Consider the following 16,602-nt stretch of genomic DNA (forward strand, 5'->3'; position numbering starts at 1 on the left):
CACATTCGCCGCGTTGCGCCGCGGCGGTTGCGCGCGAAATCCGACCCGCGAGAAATATTTTTCCGTCGCGCAAACGACACGTGCCGTCGGGCAAAGGTACGGGGATTTCAGGCGGGAAGCGCTCGGGTATTGTCGGGCGTCGGGTTCGTCGGAGCGAGGACCGGCGTGCGGGCGATCGGGGGGTTGTCCGCCGGCGGCAAAGCCTACGCGGCGGGCCCGGCCCCCCGCGGGGGAGGCCGGTGGGCCCGGCGCTCATTCCGTGGGTGTCCACACGACGTCGGCGCCGACGGAGCAAAGGTTTTCCACGAAGCGCGGATGCGCACGGCGGATCGGATCGGCGTTCTTGATCGTCGAATGCCCGTCGATGCTTGCCGCGACCATCAGCAACGCAATCGCCACGCGGATGATGTACGGGCTCTCCACCACGGCGGGCGAAAGCGGTACCCCGCCGAAAGTGATCAGGCGATGCGGGTCCGACTGGAACACGTGCGCGCCGAACTTCGAGAGTTCCGTCGACCAGCCCATCGCACCGTCGTACACCTTGTTCCAGAACATGGCGCTGCCTTCGGCCTTGACGCCCAGCGCGATGAAGATAGGCAACAGGTCGACCGGGAAATACGGCCAGGGCGCGGCTTCGACCTTTGTCAGAATGTTCTGCGTGAACGGCGTTTGTACCTTCAGCTTGCCCTGGGCGGTTGCCGTGGACCAGCCGTCGCGATGTTCGACCTTGATGCCGAACTTCGCAAACGTACGGTCGATGAGCGGAAACTGTTCGGGCGCCGTGTTCTTGACCGTGATCTCGCCGCCGGTGATGGCGCCGAGCGCCAGGAACGTGGTGATCTCGTGGAAGTCCTCGGCGAAACGGAATTCGCCGCCGCCGAAGCGCTCCACGCCTTCGATGGCGAGTTGGGACGTTCCCACGCCTTCGATGGGCACGCCCAGCATCTGCATGAAACGGCAGAATTCCTGTACGTGCGGCTCGGACGCCGCGTTGTTCAGCTGCGAGCGGCCGTTGGCGGTGGCCGCGCACAGCACGAAGTTCTCGGTGGTGGTCACCGACGCATAGTCGAGCCAGTGATGGATGGCCGGGCGCGCCTCGTCCGCATGGATGAGCAGCGAGCCTTCGGTGCGCTCCACGCGGCCGCCGAAGTGGCGCAGCACTTCGATATGCGGATCGATCTCGCGCACGCCGAGCGTGCAGCCCTTGATGTTGTCCTCGATGCGCGCCACGCCGAAGCGCGCGAGCAGCGGCGGCACGAGCATGATCGACGAGCGCATCTCTTCCGGCAGATGGTCGGTGCGCGGGTCGAACCGGGTGTGCTTGTGGTGGACGTCGAGCGTGCCCGCGTCGAAATCGACATTCACGTCGCTGCCCAGCTGACGAAAGATGTCGAGGATCTTGCGCACGTCGGTGATCTCCGGCACGCCGATGAGGCGAACCGGCTGATCGGTGAGCAGGGTGGCGCAAAGTACCGGGAGAACGGCGTTCTTGTTGGCTGAGGGGGTAATGCGGCCGCGTAGCGGCTGGCCGCCGTGGACTACCAGATGGGACATGGGCTTCCTTCGGGCTTCTTGCCTTCGTGCATCGTGCGGGGGGAGGAAATGGCGGGCCTGAGGCCTGTCGCAAACAGGCGCAATATACCCCCATTGAAGGGTGTGCGCCACGCGAACCCCCTCGTCCGTGGTGGGATTGCCGCGCGGCTTGACGCGCGACGGACGATGCCATCTCGTCCAGATTCCCCCAGTTCGGCCAGTTCGCCCGATTGGGCGGATTGGGACGATTGGGCCGATCCCGGCGATCCGGCCCGACGCTGCCGGCTTGGCCGGTCCCGGTGGACCGCCGTCGGCCTCAGCGGGCCGCGTCGGCGAAGGCTTCGGCGAAAATCGCGCGGAAGTCGGGCGTCTCCGCCGCTGCCGCGCGCGTGAGCACGCGGGCCTCGAGCTCGTCGAGGTGAGCGGTCGCGAGGGCGATCGCGGCCTCGGTCTCGCCATTGCGCAACTGGTCCACCAGTTGTGCGTGCTCCGTGGGCGCGCAGTGGATGAACTCCGCCGGGTCGTACAGCGCCTTGTAAAGCTCCGTTTTCGCCACGAGCTGGCGCGCGAAGACATCGAGTTCGGCGCTGTCGGCCATACCGATCAACTTCAGATGAAACTCGCCCGCAAGGCGTATCGAGCGCTCGTGCGTGCCGTCGGCATGCGAGCGGGCCTCGGTGGCCACATGCGCGTCGAGTTCGGCCAGCTGGCCGGCGCTCAGTCGCGTGCAGATACTCGCGATCACGCCGGTTTCGAGCACGCGGCGGGCGCGATAGGTCTGGCGGATGTCGTCGAGCGACGGCTGCGGAACGAACGCACCGCGATTGGGCTCGAGCACCAGCTTGCCCTCGAAGCCGAGCCGCGCGAGCACCTTGCGCACCGCACCGCGCGTGCAGTCGAAAGCCTGCGCCAGGTTGCGCTCGCGCAGCGGCATGCCGGGCCGCAGCTTGCCGGAGAGCAAGGCTTGCGAGATGGCCTGATAGACGCGCGCCTCGATGGGCTGCCCCGTACCCGCCGACGCGCCTTCGAGCTTCGATGCGGGATCGTCGGCAGCAGCGGGCGGCGCATCGACGTGCGATGCACCTCGGGACTCACCAGGGGACGCGTCGCGTGGCGACGCCGGTGCTGCATTGCGGCTCAAGCCTCTTCTCCTTCATCCGCGAGGGCATGGGGACGACGCGCTTCGCGTCGGTGTCGGCGAATTGTACCTGTCCCCACGCTCGCGCCACCGCCCCAGGACGGCGATCCCGTGCCGACGCCCCGTGACGGGGCGCCAACCGGTGCCGACACCGCCCGCGTACGTTTGTCGCGCACGCCGCCGCGCCCCTGCCATGCGCCTTCGGCCCCTATCGCAAACCCGCACTCCAACACCGCGACCTTGCATTTCGGCAATTCGTTGCCGATAATGGTCAACAAAAATGGTTAACCATTTTGTGGTGTTTGGTTGATGATATGGCAATTCGTCGTCACTCGCCAGCCACGAAGCGGGCAAGCCATCGGGACACGCCATTGCGGCGGTCGTTCGATTCCTGTTGGGTCTGGAGACGTCATGAAACCTGTACATTGCCTGGCCGCGCTTCCCATCGCGGCCTTCTATAGCGGCGGTTGGCTCGCCGAGCATCTGGGCACCCGGCTCGCCGGGCTGCCGTTCCTGATGACGTGGAACATCGTCTGGCTGCTGCTCACCTCGGCCGTCATGGTCGTGATGTTCCGCTTCGACGGATCGCGCGATGCCGGGCGCAATCCGGGGGTGGGCGACGGTGTGGCGCCCGACGCTTGTGCCAGGCGCGACGGAGCGACGTCATGAATGCCGCGCTGGCCGTCATTGCGGCGTTTCTTGCCTTCGCCCTGTTCGTGGGCATTCGTGCGCGGCGCGGGCGCACCATGAGTCTGGAGCAGTGGGCCGTCGGTGGCCGGGGCTTCGGAACGCTGCTCGTGTTCCTGTTGATGGCGGGCGAGGCGTTCTCGACGTTCACGTTCCTCGGCGCGAGCGGGTGGGCCTACAGCAAGGGGCCGCCCGCGTTCTACATCCTGGCCTACGGCGCGCTGGCCTATCTGCTGGGGTACTGGATGCTGCCGGCGGCGTGGCGTCATGCCACGCGACACCATTGCGTGTCGTTCTCCGACTTCTTCGCCACGGCGTACCGCTCGCGTGCGCTCGGTGTGGTTGTCTCGGTGGTGGCCGTGCTGGGCATGAGTGCGTTGCTGATCATTCAACTGCGTGGCCTGGGCATCATCGTGTCCGAGGCGTCGTATGGCAGCATCTCACCTGCCGTGGCGATCTGGTGTGGTGCGATCGCGATGGTGCTCTACATCACCGTCTCGGGCATTCACGGCTCCGCGAGCATTGCCATTTACAAGGACGTTCTGATTCTCGCGATCGCGGTGTTCCTCGGCATTTATCTGCCGCTGCACTACTTCGGAGGATTCGGCGAGATGTTCGACCGCATCGAGGCCGCGCGACCTGGCTTCCTGCAACTGCCCACGAGTGGCCTCACGCTGTCCTGGTACAACTCGACGATTCTGCTGACGTCGCTCGGCTACTACCTGTATCCGTACGTGTTCACCTCGGTGTATGCGGCCAAGACGGAAAATGCGGTGCGCAAGAACACGATCCTGATGCCGCTCTACCAGATGGTCATTGCGTTCATGTTCTTCGTCGGCTTTGCCGCGATTCTGCAAGTGCCGGGGCTCACCGGCGCGGACTCGGATCTGGCGCTGCTGCGTATCGTCAAGCAGACGTTCTCGCCGTGGTTCGTGGGTGTGATCGGCGGCGTGGGGGTGTTGACCGCGCTCGTGCCGGGTTCGATGATCCTGCTCAACGCCTCGACGCTGATCGCCAAGAACATCTATCGCGACGGCTTCGCTCCCGACGCGAGCGAAGCTGCGGTCGGCAAGCTTGCCAAGCGCGTGCTGCCGGTGTTCGGGCTGGTTGCGGTGTTCTTCGTGCTGCGCGGCGGCGCGACCTTCGTGGCGCTGGCGCTGTTCGCGTCGAGCCTGCTCACGCAGCTGTTCCCGTCATTCGTGGCAAGCCTGCTGCCGCGTCCGTTCGGCAACAAGTACGGCGCATTCGCCGGCATTGGCGCCGGGGCTGTCGTGCTGGCCGCGGCGGTCGGCTTCGACGTCAACCTGCACACGTTGATGCCGAACGCTTCGGCGACGGTCGCATCGATCAACATGGGGCTGGTGGCGCTGGCGGTGAACGGGGTGACGTTCGTGGCGGTGAGTCTGCTCACGCGTTCGCGCAACGTCGCCGGGGAAATCAACCTGAGGAAGGCATGACAATACTGGACATTCGCAACGCACGCGCGCTCGACGGGACGCCGGTGGACGTGCGCGTCGAGGACGGACGGATCGCGGCCATCGGGGCATCGCTACCCCCGGTGTCGCCTCCGTCGGCTCCGTCGGCTTCGCCTCTGGCGGCAGATGGCGTCACGCGCATCGATGCGCGCGGCGCGTTGTTGCTGCCGGGGCTCGTGGAGTCGCACACGCATCTGGACAAGACCGTGTGGGGGATGCCCTGGTACGTCAATGAATGCGGCTCGCGGCTCATCGACCGGATCGACAACGAGCGTCGCTGGCGTGCCGAGAGTGGCCACGACGCGGGCGCGGCATCGCTGGCGCTCGGTCGCGCGTTTCTCGCCGCCGGCACCACGCGCCTGCGCACGCACGTCGACATCGACACCGATGCCGGTCTGCGCCATCTCGAAGGGGTGCTCGCCACGCGCGAGACACTGGCCGACACGCTCGACATGCAGATCGTGGCGTTTCCGCAGTCGGGCGTGCTCGATCGCGAGGGCACCGTGGCCTTGCTCGACGCGGCGCTTGCACGTGGCGCCGACGTGCTCGGCTGGCTCGATCCGTGCGCCATCGACCGCGATCCGAAAGCCTCGCTCGACGCCATGTTCGCGCTCGCGGACAAACACGGATGTCCCATCGACATGCACCTGCATGAACCGGGCGAGATGGGCGTCTTCACATTCGAACTGATGCTCGAGCGCATTGCGGCGCTTGGCATGCAGGGCAGGGTGGTGGTCTCGCATGCGTTTTGTCTGGGGGAACTGGATACGGCGCGGGCCGATGCCATGCTGGCCCGGCTGGCGGATGCCGGTGTGGCACTGATCACCACGGCGCCACCGTCACGCGTCGTGCCGCCGCTCATGGCGTGCCGTCGCGCCGGGGTGCCGCTCGCGGGCGGCAACGACGGCATTCGCGACACCTGGACACCGTATGGCGTGCCCGACATGCTCGAGCGCGCCATGATGATCGGATTGCGTTACAACCTGCGACGCGACGACGAGCTCGAGATGGCGCTCGATTGCGTGACGCACCAGGGCGCGCGCACCTGCTGGTTCGACGACTACGGTCTGCACGTGGGCGCGCGAGCCGATCTGGTACTCGTCGACGCCGTCAATGCGGCGCAAGCCATCGTCACGCGCGCGCCGCGTCGCTGGGTAGTGGCCAACGGACGCGTCGTCGTCAGCGAGGGCGTTGCGGTATGACCCTCTGGCTGGCCATCGTCGCGGTGGGCCTCACGCTGCGCCCGACGCTCACGTCCATCAGTCCCTTGTTGCCGCAAATTCGCTCCGCCACGGGCATGACCTATCCGGTGGCGGCGTTGCTGACGTCGCTGCCCGTGCTGGCCATGGGCGCGGGGGCGTTCGCGGCCGGCGGGCTGACGCGGCGTTTCGGCGAGCGTCGCGGCGTGCTGCTCGGCCTGGCGGCGCTGGCGCTTGCCTGTGGCGTGCGCTTCGTCGCCGACGATACCGTGACCATGATCGCCACCGCGCTTGCGTCGGGCGTTGGCATTGCCATCGTCCAGGCATTGCTGCCCGGCGTGGTCAAGGCGAACTATGGTGCCGCGCGCATGAGCGCGATGATGGGCTTGTATTCCGCCGCGCTCATGGGGGGCGGGGGACTCGGGGCGGCGCTCAGTCCCTGGGCGGCCTCCGGGGCCGGCGACTGGCGCATCGGACTCGGCATGTGGCTGCCGGTCGTGCTGGCGGCGGCGCTCGCGTGGTCGCGCGCGCCGTTGTCGGCGTCGCCGGCCACAGGCGGCGCGCGGGCCGCCATTGCCGTGGAATCGCGCCCCGCGAATGAAGCGGTCGGCGAGCGCGCGACGTCGTCTGCGGATGAAGCGCCGTCCATGTTGCACCTGCTGTGCAACCACCGGGCGTGGACGCTCGCCGTCTACTTCGGCCTCATCAACTGCACCTACACGACCATGGTGGCCTGGCTGCCGCCGTTCTACCAGCAGCATGGCATGAGCGCGACGCGAAGCGGCGCCCTGCTCGCGGGCCTGACCGCGTGCCAGGTCGTGGCCGCCCTCATGCTGCCGTGGCTCGCGCGCCGCAACGTCGACCGGCGCCGCTGGCTCACTCTGGCACTGGCGGCCACCCTGGCCGGACTCGCCGGTCTGGCCTGTGCGCCCGACCTCGCCCCGTGGGCATGGGTCGGCGGCATTGGCTTCGGCCTGGGGGGGACCTTCTCGCTGGGACTCGTGCTGGCCCTCGATCATCACACACAGCCGCGTCACGCCGCCGCGCTTGCGGCCTTCATGCAGGGCGTGGGTTTTTGCATCGCGGCAATTGCGCCGTTCGCGGCCGGTGCCGTGCTCGCCGCGACGGGCAGCTTCCTGCCGTCGTGGGCCGGACTCATCGTCGTCAACATGACGCTGATCGCGCTGACCTGGCGCTTCGATCCGGCCGGCTACGCGGCGGCCCTCCGCCTGGCGCGTGATCGACGACAGGCGCGTCATCAGCGCGCGTGACGTGCGCGCCGGAGGGCTCATGCGTTGCGCACGCGAGACACGATTCGCCAATGCAAAATTCATGCGAATCCCTTCGCAATCCGCGCTAAGATGGCTCATCGTGTGATGTCGCAGCGGGACTTCGGCGCGAGACCGTCGTTGCCGGTCCGGTCGGTGCTCTCGGTCCGCAGGGCCCGATTGGCTGCGTATCTTCAGAGACCAGGCCAAAGGGAGAACGGATGCTCGGAATGTCGCGCGGGACCGTGGGACGATCGTTCGGGACGACACTCGTCACGGTCGGTGCCCGCAGCGTCGGCGCGGCCGCATTGATGCTTGGACTCGGCACGTTCTCCCCCCTCGTTCCGGCTGCTGACACCCTCTTGCCCGGGCGACCGGGCAATCCTGTCGTGCGACCCGCCGCGGCTTCCGCGCCTTCGGCGCCCGTTGCCGCCAGCGCGGCGCCGGCGGCCAAAGCCTCCCCTTCCACCGGCGTCGACCAGCGCGTGTTGCGCAGCGATGGCGCCTATGCCGAACTCCACGTCTTCCGTCCGCCGGCGGCCTGCAGCGGCGTGGCCGTGCTGAGCCCGGGGGCGGGTGACGACCGCGACGCGCTCGCGTGGCTCGGCCGGGCCCTGTCGCAATACGGGTGGCTCGCCGTGACCATGGCACACAAGGAAAGCGGGCGCGACTCCTTGCGCGAGCGGGTGCGAAACGGTGGATTGCGCGATGGCCTGCTCGCACTCACTACGGACCCCGAAGCGTATGACGACCGGTTCGAAGATACCGGGGCAGCACTGCATTGGGCGCGAACGCAATGCCGTGCGGGGCCCTCCGTGCTGGTGGGGCATTCCATGGGGGCCGTCACTGTCATGATCGAGGCGGGGGCGAAGAACAAGCTCGGGCTCGACAGCGACGACCGCTTCGACGGCTACATCGCGTTGTCGCCCCAGGGCAGCGGGCCGATCTTTCCGGCGGGGGCCTGGCACGACGTCCACAAACCCGTGCTGCTCGTCACCGGCACGCGCGACGCGCCGCTCGACGGCAAATGGCAGACGCGCACCGAGCCCTTCGCCGATCTTCCTCCGGGGTGCCATTGGCAGGCTGTCGTCGACAACGCCACGCATTTCAACTTCGCCGGGTTCGGATACGGTCACGGCGACATCGAGGCCAAGGTGCTGCCTATCATCCAGCGCTTTCTCGACAATGTGCGCGCGCACCGATGCGCCGTGCCCACGCCGGCATCCGGCGTGAAATTCGAAGCCAAATAGCGCACCATGGCCGAAAGGGATCTGACGCGCGGCCCCATCGGCAAGACGCTGTTCTGGTTCTCGCTGCCCGTGCTCGGCAGCAATGTCCTGCAGTCGCTCAACGCGTCGATCAACGCCATGTGGATCGGGCATTACCTGGGCGAGTCCGCGCTGACCGCGGCGTCGAACGCCAACATCCTGCTGTTCTTCCTGCTGGGCGTGGTGTTCGGCATCAGCATGGCCAATACCATCCTCATCGGCCAGTCCATCGGCGCCAAGAATCGCGAGCTCACCCAGCGAATCGTCGGCACCAGCGCCACCTTCTTCGTACTGGTCTCCGTGGCTGTGGCCCTGATCGGCTACTGCTTTACGCCCGAACTGCTGCACATGCTCGGCACGCCGGGCGACGCGCGCGACTTCGCCGTCGCTTACCTGCGCATCATCTTCGTGGCCTTGCCGGTCATGTACTTCTACAACTTCGTCATGATGGCGTTACGGGGGGCGGGCGATGCGCGCACGCCGTTCCGGTTCATGCTGCTTTCGGCCGGCCTCGACGTCGCGCTCAATCCGTTGTTCATCTTCGGGTGGGGACCGGTCCCGCCATTCGGCATCGCGGGCTCGGCGGGCGCGACCCTCGTGGCGCAGAGCGTGAGTCTCGCGGCGCTCCTGTACACCCTCTATCGCCGGCGCGATCCCTTGTGGCTGCAGCGCAAGGACTGGAAATACCTTCGCATCGATCCGGGGTTGCTCAGGCTCATCGTCGTCAAGGGCTTGCCGATGGGGTTGCAGATGGTTGTGATCTCGTCGTCGGCCATGGTCATGATGGGATTCGTCAATGGGTACGGATCGCAGACCACGGCAGCGTACGGTGTTGCTTCCCAGTTGTGGACCTACGTGCAGATGCCGGCGCTGGCCATCGGTGCGGGTGTGTCATCCATGACCGCGCAGAACGTGGGGGCGGGGTTGTGGAATCGCGTCTCGCGCATCGGCCGGGTCGGCGTGGGTCTCAACTTCGTCATGACCGGCGCGCTCGTCATTGCCATCCTCGTGTTCAATCGCCAGTTCATCAACGCCTTTCTGCCGGGCGACGGCTATGCCATCTCCGTTGCGCAGCACATCAACACCGTAGTGGCGTGGTCGTTCGTGCTGTTCGGCGTGACCATCGTGCTGTTCGGTGTCGTGCGTGCGACGGGCGCGGTGGCGGCGCCGCTCGTCATCCTGTTCGTCTCGCAGTGGATCATCCGGTTGCCGTTTGCGTGGCAGATGCAGAAACACTGGGGGGCGGAGGCGATCTGGTGGAGTTTCCCGCTGGGCTTCGCGGTCTCGCTCGTCATGGCGCTCGCCTACTACAAGTGGGGCCGGTGGCGGGGCATGCGGATGCTGCCCGGTGGCGCGAGGCCGGCCGTGGCGCCGGTCAAGGATGCCGTGAGTGCCCCGGCGGGGCCGTCGCCGGCGCCCGTCGCGTCGCCTTCGCCGGGCGAGTCGCTGACTGGCGATCCTCGCCGTCCCTTCGATTCACGCGAAGCGCCGGGCGAATCCACCGAAACGCGTCCCTGACAGGAGGGGCATCAGCGAGCGTTGGCAGTCCATCGGGCGGCTGACGCGGCCAATTCCGTGCGTAGCCATTCCACCAGCGCGGCGCTTGCCGGGTGGGATGCCGGGGGCGTACGCGACAGGGCGACATAGGTCGAACCATCGCGAACGAAGCCGTGGGGGGCGACGAGGCGCCCGGCTTCCAGTTCATCGCACACCATGTACACCGAGCCGATCGCTGCGCCGAGACCGGCGCCGGCGGCTTGCAGACTCAGATAAAAGTGTTCGAACGGTGGAGCGCCGGGTTGGCTGGGTGGGGCGGGTCGATTGGCGTTGCGCATGGCGCGGTGCCAGTCTTGCCAGGCGAGGGGGCGGGTGCGGGTATTGAGTTGTGGTGGATGAGGTGACGCGAACGAGGCGGGCAGGCCGACTGGGCCGATCCATTCCTCGGCCAGGGGTTCGGCGACCAGTGCGTGACTCCAGAAAAAGTCATTGCGGCGGATGGCGATGTCCACGCCGGCGGTGTCGAGGTTGAGTGGTCCGCCGGCGGAATGCAGGTGGAGGGCGATGTCCGGGTGGAGTTGGGAGAAGGCGCCGAGGCGGGGGATGAGCCAGCGCATGGCGAGGGTGGGTTCGCAGGAGACGACGAGAGTGTGAGAGGTGGGGGAGGGTTGGAGGTTGGAGAGGGTGGTGGCGAGTTGATCGAACATTTGCCGGGTGGTGGCGTGGAGGCGTTCGCCGGCGGGGGTGAGGAAGACGGCGCGGTTGCGTCGTTCGAAGAGGGGGATGCCGAGGGCGACTTCGAGCGAACGGATTTGGCGGCTGACTGCGCCGTGGGTGACGAAGAGGCGTTCGGCGGCGCGGGCGAAGCTGAGTTCGCTGGCGGCGACGTCGAAGACGCGGAGCGCATTGAGGGGAATGGAGTGATGCATACGTGAAAAAATATCACGAATAGCGGCGAAAAATCATCGCTTTTGGGTGATGAGAAAGGGGCAGAAAATACAAACATCGCGGACAAAAGGAGGGGAAGGGGTGGGGAAAGAAAGATGAGTCAAAGGGTGCGAAGAGCGGCGGATCGGGGGCCTGTTCCGAACCGAGTTGGGTCAATGTTTGAGGGGCGGAATAGGTCCCCGGTCCGCTGCGGGGGGAGGGATGGGGAGTGGGGTGGGGAGTGGGGTGGGAGTAAAAGAGAGAAAGGGTGAGAAAAAATCATGCAAGAGTTAGTGGCGGTGATGACGATCACGGTGTTGGCGGTGATCAGTCCGGGGGCGGATTTCGCGATGGTGACGCGATCGAGCTGGCGGGATGGTCGGCGGGCGGGGATGTGGGTGGCGGTGGGGATTGCGGCGGGCGTGCAGGTGCATGTGTTTTACACGTTGGTGGGGGTGGGGATATTGATCGCGCGGGTGCCGTGGATGTTTGGGGTGATCAAGTGGGTGGGGGCGGCGTACCTGGTGTACATCGGTTGGCGGACCTTGCGGGATCGGTCGCTGGTGGTTGATGTGGTGCGGGAGGGCGAGTCGACGGGGGGCGTGGTATCGGGTGGGGGATTGCAGCGCGCGGACTGCGGAGGTGGACGCCGGTTTCGGGGGAGGGCGATGGTGGCGGTGCGCACGGGGTTTTTCACGAACGTGTTGAATCCGAAGACCACGTTGTTTGTGGTGAGTACGTTCACGCAGGTTATCCATCCCGGGGCGGGTTGGGGGCTGGGGTTGGCGTATGGGGTGTTCATGTCGCTGGCGCATTGGGCATGGTTCAGTCTGGTCGCGTTGGGCTTTTCGGCGGGATGGATGCGGGCGGCGATGGTGCGTCGCCAGCGGGCGGTTCGCCGGACCATTGGTGGGGCGCTCATGGCGTTGGGGGGATTGCTGGCCGTGGCCAGTCGCTGAAGCAGGGGGCGGCGCAGGGAGCGACGAAAAATGCGGGTCCGGCCGATGCATGACACTCACGTTATAACGTCATGATAATTTGGTGGTAATTATCCGAATCGCTCCGGAATGCTGCAGGAATGACGCGAAAATGGCGGTTGAATGGCGGGAATCCGGCAAAAAGGAAAAGAAATCCTTTCGAAATGTCCGTTAGTCACAAATAGTCACAAATTTATGACCGCCGTGAAGTGCCGTCATAGCTGACGATCGGGGTAATGTGAGTGCCTGCTTCGAAGGTTTTGCCGATGCGCCTTTAGTCAATCGGGAAATGAACGGGTAAAATTGCGCGTTCGGCGCACGCTGGCTGCGGTCAGCACGCGCATTACATGCCACTCCTCACTGCCGATGGAATTCCTGTCCACCGCGAGTTTCCGCGTGATATCCCGCCGTGTCCTGCGCCTGGCGCTTGCCGGCGCGCTCGGCATTTGCGCGTTGTGCTCCGGCGCCGCCCATGCCTTCTCGTTCGACGACGTCGCCAAACAGGCGCGCACGCTGGCGAACAATCGGTACAAGCCCAAGGATCCGAACCTCCCCAAGGAGCTTCAGAACCTCTCGTACGACCGGTACCGCAACATCCGCTTCAAGCCTGAAAAGGCACTTTGGCGCGCGCAGAAACTGCCGTTCGAGTTGATGTTCTTCCACGAAGGCTCGTACTACGACCGGCCGGTCAAGATCAACGAAGTGGTCGGCAACGCCGTGCGCGAAGTGCGCTACAGCCCCGACATGTTCGAGTTCGGCGCGCTCAAGGTCGACCCGAAGCAGCTCAAGGGTCTCGGCTTTGCGGGCTTTCGCATTCACTACCCGGTCAACGCACCCAAATACAAGGACGAAGTGATGGTGTTCCTCGGCGCGAGCTACTTCCGCGCGCTGGGCAAGAACCAGACCTACGGCCTGTCGGCACGTGGCCTCGCGCTCGACACCGCGCTGAACTCCGGCGAGGAGTTTCCGCGGTTCACCGAATTCTGGATCCAGCGGCCCGCGCCGGGCGCCAAGGAACTGACCATCTACGCGCTGCTCGATTCGCCGCGCGCCAGTGGCGCCTATCGCTTCACGCTGCGACCCGGCGTCGACACCACCGTCGACGTCAAGGCCGAACTGTTCCTGCGCGAGAACGTCACCAAGCTCGGCATTGCGCCGCTCACCAGCATGTTCTTCTTCGGCGAGAACCAACCGGCCGCCGTGCCCGACTATCGCCCCGAAGTGCACGACTCCGACGGCCTGTCCATCCAGTCCGGCACCGGCGAATGGATCTGGCGTCCCCTCGTCAATCCCAAGCGCCTGCTGGTCTCCTCGTTCGCCTTGTCCAACCCGGCGGGGTTCGGGCTCATGCAGCGCGATCGCGACTTCAGCGACTACCAGGACCTCGAGGACCACTACGAGTCGCGTCCGAGCGCCTGGGTCGAACCCAAGGGCAAGTGGGGACAAGGCCGCGTCGAACTCGTGCAGATTCCCACGCCGGACGAAACCAACGACAACATCGTGGCGTACTGGGTACCCGATGCGCCGCCCAAGCCCAAACAGCCGTATTCGCTCGAATACCGACTGTCGTGGCAAAAGGATAACGACAAGCGCCCGCCGATGGCGTGGGTGTCGCAAAGCCGTCGCGGCCATGGCTACCGGGGAAAACCAGACGACAGTCTGCTGTTCGCGCTCGATTTCGAAGGCCCGGCGCTCAAGAAACTGCCGGAAGACGCCAAGGTCGAAGGGAATGTGTCCATCGACGGCAATGGCAAGATCCTCGAAGTGCAGACGCAGCGCAATGACGTCACGGGAGGTTATCGCGTCATGCTGCGCATGCGCCGCCTCGATTCCGAGAAACCCGTCGAAATGCGCGCCTACCTGCGCAACGGCAGCAATACCCTATCCGAAACGTGGAGCTACCTGTTACCCCCCGAGTGAGCGACCGCTCCGACATTCCGGTCGACGAGTTGTACATCGACCGGTTGCCCCTGCCCGCTGAAAAGCGTCGCGCGCTGCTCGCCCAGGCGAAGCGCGACGGCGGCGATTCGCTCGACGTTCTGACGCGCTTGCAGCGCTTGCTCGCCGCGCGCCTGACGCACCCCGCGAGCGACGCGGCGCCGGACGTCGACCCCGCGCATGCGACACCCATGGTGGGCTCGCCCGAGGGCGACGCCGGCAATTCGAGCCAGGGCGCCACAGTGACCGATGCCCACGTGGCAACCGCCGCGTGGCACCCGCACGACCTCGCCGAGATCGAATCCGACAGCGCGGCCGTGCTCGACTCGCAGCCCGCGCGTCTTGCCCTGGCCGAAGGCGGTTCGCTGGCGAGCGCGGCCGGCCTGAACGAAGTGCGCGGCGTGCAGACGCTGCGCATCGCACCGCCCGTGCGTCGCGCATCCCTCATTCCGCGCGAATGGTCGCTCAATCCGCTCGCTCGCCTGTGGCGCAAGCTCATCGGCCGCGAAGACCCCGATCCGCTCGTGCGCGACGCGCCCGACCCCAAGGGGAAATGGTCGCAGGCCGGCCGCCGCCGCCGCTGGATGCTGCTCGCGCTGATGATCGCGCAGACCGCGCTCGCCACGCACTTCATGGCATCCGTGTTGCCCTACCATGGCGCCGATCCGCTCGAATTCGCCGTGCTCGTGCTGTTCGTGCTGCTCTTCGGGTGGGTGTCGGCCGGCTTCTGGACGGCCGTCTTCGGCTTCTTCGTCCTGCTGTTCGGCGGCGAGCGTCACATGATCTCGAAGATGGCCGCCGGCGATGCGCCGATCGCGCCCGATGCGCGCACGGCGATCGTCATGCCGATCTGCAACGAAGACGTCGGTCGCGTGTTCGCCGGTTTGCGCGCGACCTACGAGTCGCTCGCCAAGACCGACTCGCTCGATCGCTTCGACTTCTTCATCCTGTCCGACTCCAACGAGGCGGACAACTGCACCGCGGAAGTCGACGCCTGGCAGGCGTTGTGCCGCGAAGTCGGCGGGTTCGGACGCATCTTCTACCGCCGCCGCCAACGGCGTGTGAAGCGCAAGAGCGGCAACCTCGACGACTTCTGCCGTCGCTGGGGCAGCAACTACCGCTACATGATCGTGCTCGATGCCGACAGTGTGATGAGCGGCGAATGCCTGACCAAGCTCGTGCGCATGATGGAATCCCATCCGGGCGCCGGCCTGATCCAGACCGCGCCGCTCGCGGCCGGTCGCGAAACGTTCTATGCGCGCCTCCAACAGTTTGCCGGCCGCGTCTACGGTCCGCTCTTCACCGCCGGCCTGCACTACTGGCAACTGGGCGAATCCCATTACTGGGGGCACAACGCGATCATTCGCCTGAAGCCTTTCATGGACCATTGCGCGCTCGCCCCATTGCCCGGCAAGGGCGCGATGTCCGGTGCGATTCTCTCGCACGACTTCGTCGAAGCCGCGCTCATGCGACGTGCGGGCTGGGGCGTGTGGATCGCCTACGACCTGCCCGGCAGCTACGAGGAAATGCCGCCGAACCTGCTCGACGAGCTCAAGCGCGACCGCCGCTGGTGCCAGGGTAATCTGATGAACTTCCGGCTGTTCCTCGCCGAAGGCATGCACCCCGTGCATCGCGCGGTGTTCGTCACGGGCGCCATGGCGTATGTGTCCGCGCCGCTATGGTTCATCTTCCTGATTCTCTCGACGTGCCTGCTCGCCAAGCACACCCTCGTGGTGCCCGAATACTTCACGGCGCCTCGCCAGCTGTTTCCGGTCTGGCCGGAGTGGCACCCGGAGCGCGCGCTGGCCTTGTTCTCGGCGACGGCAACACTGCTCTTCCTGCCGAAGATCCTGGCCGTGCTGCTGATCTGGGTGAAAGGCGCGAAGCGCTTCGGCGGCTGGTTTGCCGTGACCGTGAGCATGTTCATCGAGATGGTGTTCTCGGCCCTGCTCGCGCCCGTGCGGATGCTCTTTCACACCCAATTCGTGCTCGCGGCGCTTACCGGCATTGCCATCCAGTGGAAGTCGCCGCCGCGCGAGGACGCCGAAACGCACTGGAGTGAGGCGATTCGTCGCCACGGTCTGCAAACCGTCATCGGTATGGGCTGGGGGGCGGTCGTCTACTGGCTCAATCCGGACTTCATCTGGTGGCTCATGCCGATCGTCGGTTCGATGATGATCTCGATTCCGGTGTCCGTGTTCTCGAGCCGAGTGTCGCTCGGACGCGCGCTCAAGCGCGCCCGCCTGTTCCTGATTCCCGAAGAGTCGTGGCCACCCAAGGAACTGCGCATGACGGAGAAGTACACGGACGAGGCGGGCAAGCATGTCGACTTCGTCGACGCCGTGGTCGATCCCATGGCCAACGCGCTGGTCGCGTCGAGCGTGGCGCCGACCCGCGACGACGCCAAGCGCGGCGCCTTGCGCGCCGGGCGCGTGGAGACGGCGTTGCTCAAGGGGCCCACCCGTCTGACCAACACGCAGAAGTGGGAATTGCTCAACGACCCGCGCGGTCTCGCGGCGCTGCATCTGCTGGTGTGGACCGATCCGCGGGCGCATCGGGAATGGCGCGACGCCCGGGCCAACGGACTGTCGCAGGGATTTCTCGCATCCGCCTGAACGCGGGGGGCAAGGCCTGCGGGACGGCGTTGCGCCGCGCGCAACAAAAGAACGGCAAGGCATTGCGCCTTGCCGTTTTG

At 66.1% G+C, this 16,602-nt stretch carries 12 protein-coding genes; 9 read left to right on the forward strand and 3 right to left on the reverse strand.

Features of this window, described 5'->3' with window-relative positions:
• Window positions 1-252: 252 nt before the first annotated feature.
• A complete protein-coding gene (locus tag LV28_RS28330; protein WP_023594365.1) occupies window positions 253-1,554 on the reverse strand; it encodes a UDP-N-acetylglucosamine 1-carboxyvinyltransferase in 1,302 nt (433 codons plus the stop codon).
• 295 nt (window positions 1,555-1,849) lie between these two features.
• Entirely contained in the window at window positions 1,850-2,674 is an 825-nt protein-coding gene (locus LV28_RS28335; RefSeq protein WP_024788638.1) for a GntR family transcriptional regulator, read from the reverse strand.
• 408 nt (window positions 2,675-3,082) lie between these two features.
• Between LV28_RS28335 and LV28_RS28340 the strand changes: the two genes are divergently transcribed.
• The 6 genes from LV28_RS28340 (at window position 3,083) to LV28_RS28365 (ending at window position 10,086) form a co-directional block, all read left to right on the forward strand.
• Entirely contained in the window at window positions 3,083-3,340 is a 258-nt protein-coding gene (locus LV28_RS28340) for a DUF3311 domain-containing protein (protein WP_023594367.1), read from the forward strand.
• Entirely contained in the window at window positions 3,337-4,815 is a 1,479-nt protein-coding gene (locus LV28_RS28345; protein WP_023594368.1) for a sodium:solute symporter family protein, read from the forward strand. The genes LV28_RS28340 and LV28_RS28345 overlap by 4 nt, the downstream gene beginning before the upstream one ends.
• Window positions 4,812-6,035 (forward strand): amidohydrolase family protein, encoded by a 1,224-nt coding sequence (locus LV28_RS28350; protein WP_038618699.1) that lies wholly within the window; start codon window positions 4,812-4,814, stop codon window positions 6,033-6,035. Before LV28_RS28345 ends, LV28_RS28350 begins: the two co-directional genes overlap by 4 nt.
• Window positions 6,032-7,303, forward strand: coding sequence for a cyanate transporter (locus LV28_RS28355; RefSeq protein WP_048806734.1), 1,272 nt, complete (start codon window positions 6,032-6,034; stop codon window positions 7,301-7,303). Before LV28_RS28350 ends, LV28_RS28355 begins: the two co-directional genes overlap by 4 nt.
• A 227-nt stretch (window positions 7,304-7,530) precedes the next feature.
• A complete protein-coding gene (locus LV28_RS28360) occupies window positions 7,531-8,550 on the forward strand; it encodes an alpha/beta hydrolase family protein (RefSeq protein ID WP_155765746.1) in 1,020 nt (339 codons plus the stop codon).
• Window positions 8,551-8,556: 6 nt separating this feature from the next.
• Window positions 8,557-10,086, forward strand: coding sequence for an MATE family efflux transporter (locus LV28_RS28365; protein ID WP_081326813.1), 1,530 nt, complete (start codon window positions 8,557-8,559; stop codon window positions 10,084-10,086).
• 11 nt (window positions 10,087-10,097) lie between these two features.
• Here LV28_RS28365 and LV28_RS28370 read toward each other — a convergent pair whose 3' ends face one another.
• Window positions 10,098-10,994, reverse strand: coding sequence for a LysR substrate-binding domain-containing protein (locus LV28_RS28370; protein WP_038618696.1), 897 nt, complete (start codon window positions 10,992-10,994; stop codon window positions 10,098-10,100).
• 279 nt (window positions 10,995-11,273) lie between these two features.
• Between LV28_RS28370 and LV28_RS28375 the strand changes: the two genes are divergently transcribed.
• The 3 genes from LV28_RS28375 (at window position 11,274) to mdoH (ending at window position 16,522) form a co-directional block, all read left to right on the forward strand.
• Window positions 11,274-11,951, forward strand: a complete 678-nt coding sequence (locus LV28_RS28375) for a LysE family translocator (protein ID WP_038618693.1) — start codon at window positions 11,274-11,276, stop codon at window positions 11,949-11,951.
• A gap of 384 nt (window positions 11,952-12,335) precedes the next feature.
• Entirely contained in the window at window positions 12,336-13,889 is a 1,554-nt protein-coding gene (locus tag LV28_RS28380; protein WP_023594375.1) for a glucan biosynthesis protein G, read from the forward strand.
• Window positions 13,890-14,098: 209 nt separating this feature from the next.
• Window positions 14,099-16,522 (forward strand): glucans biosynthesis glucosyltransferase MdoH, encoded by a 2,424-nt coding sequence (gene mdoH, locus LV28_RS28385; RefSeq protein WP_081326993.1) that lies wholly within the window; start codon window positions 14,099-14,101, stop codon window positions 16,520-16,522.
• Window positions 16,523-16,602 lie beyond the last annotated feature (80 nt).

The organism is Pandoraea pnomenusa (assembly GCF_000767615.3).
Lineage (GTDB): Bacteria > Pseudomonadota > Gammaproteobacteria > Burkholderiales > Burkholderiaceae > Pandoraea > Pandoraea pnomenusa.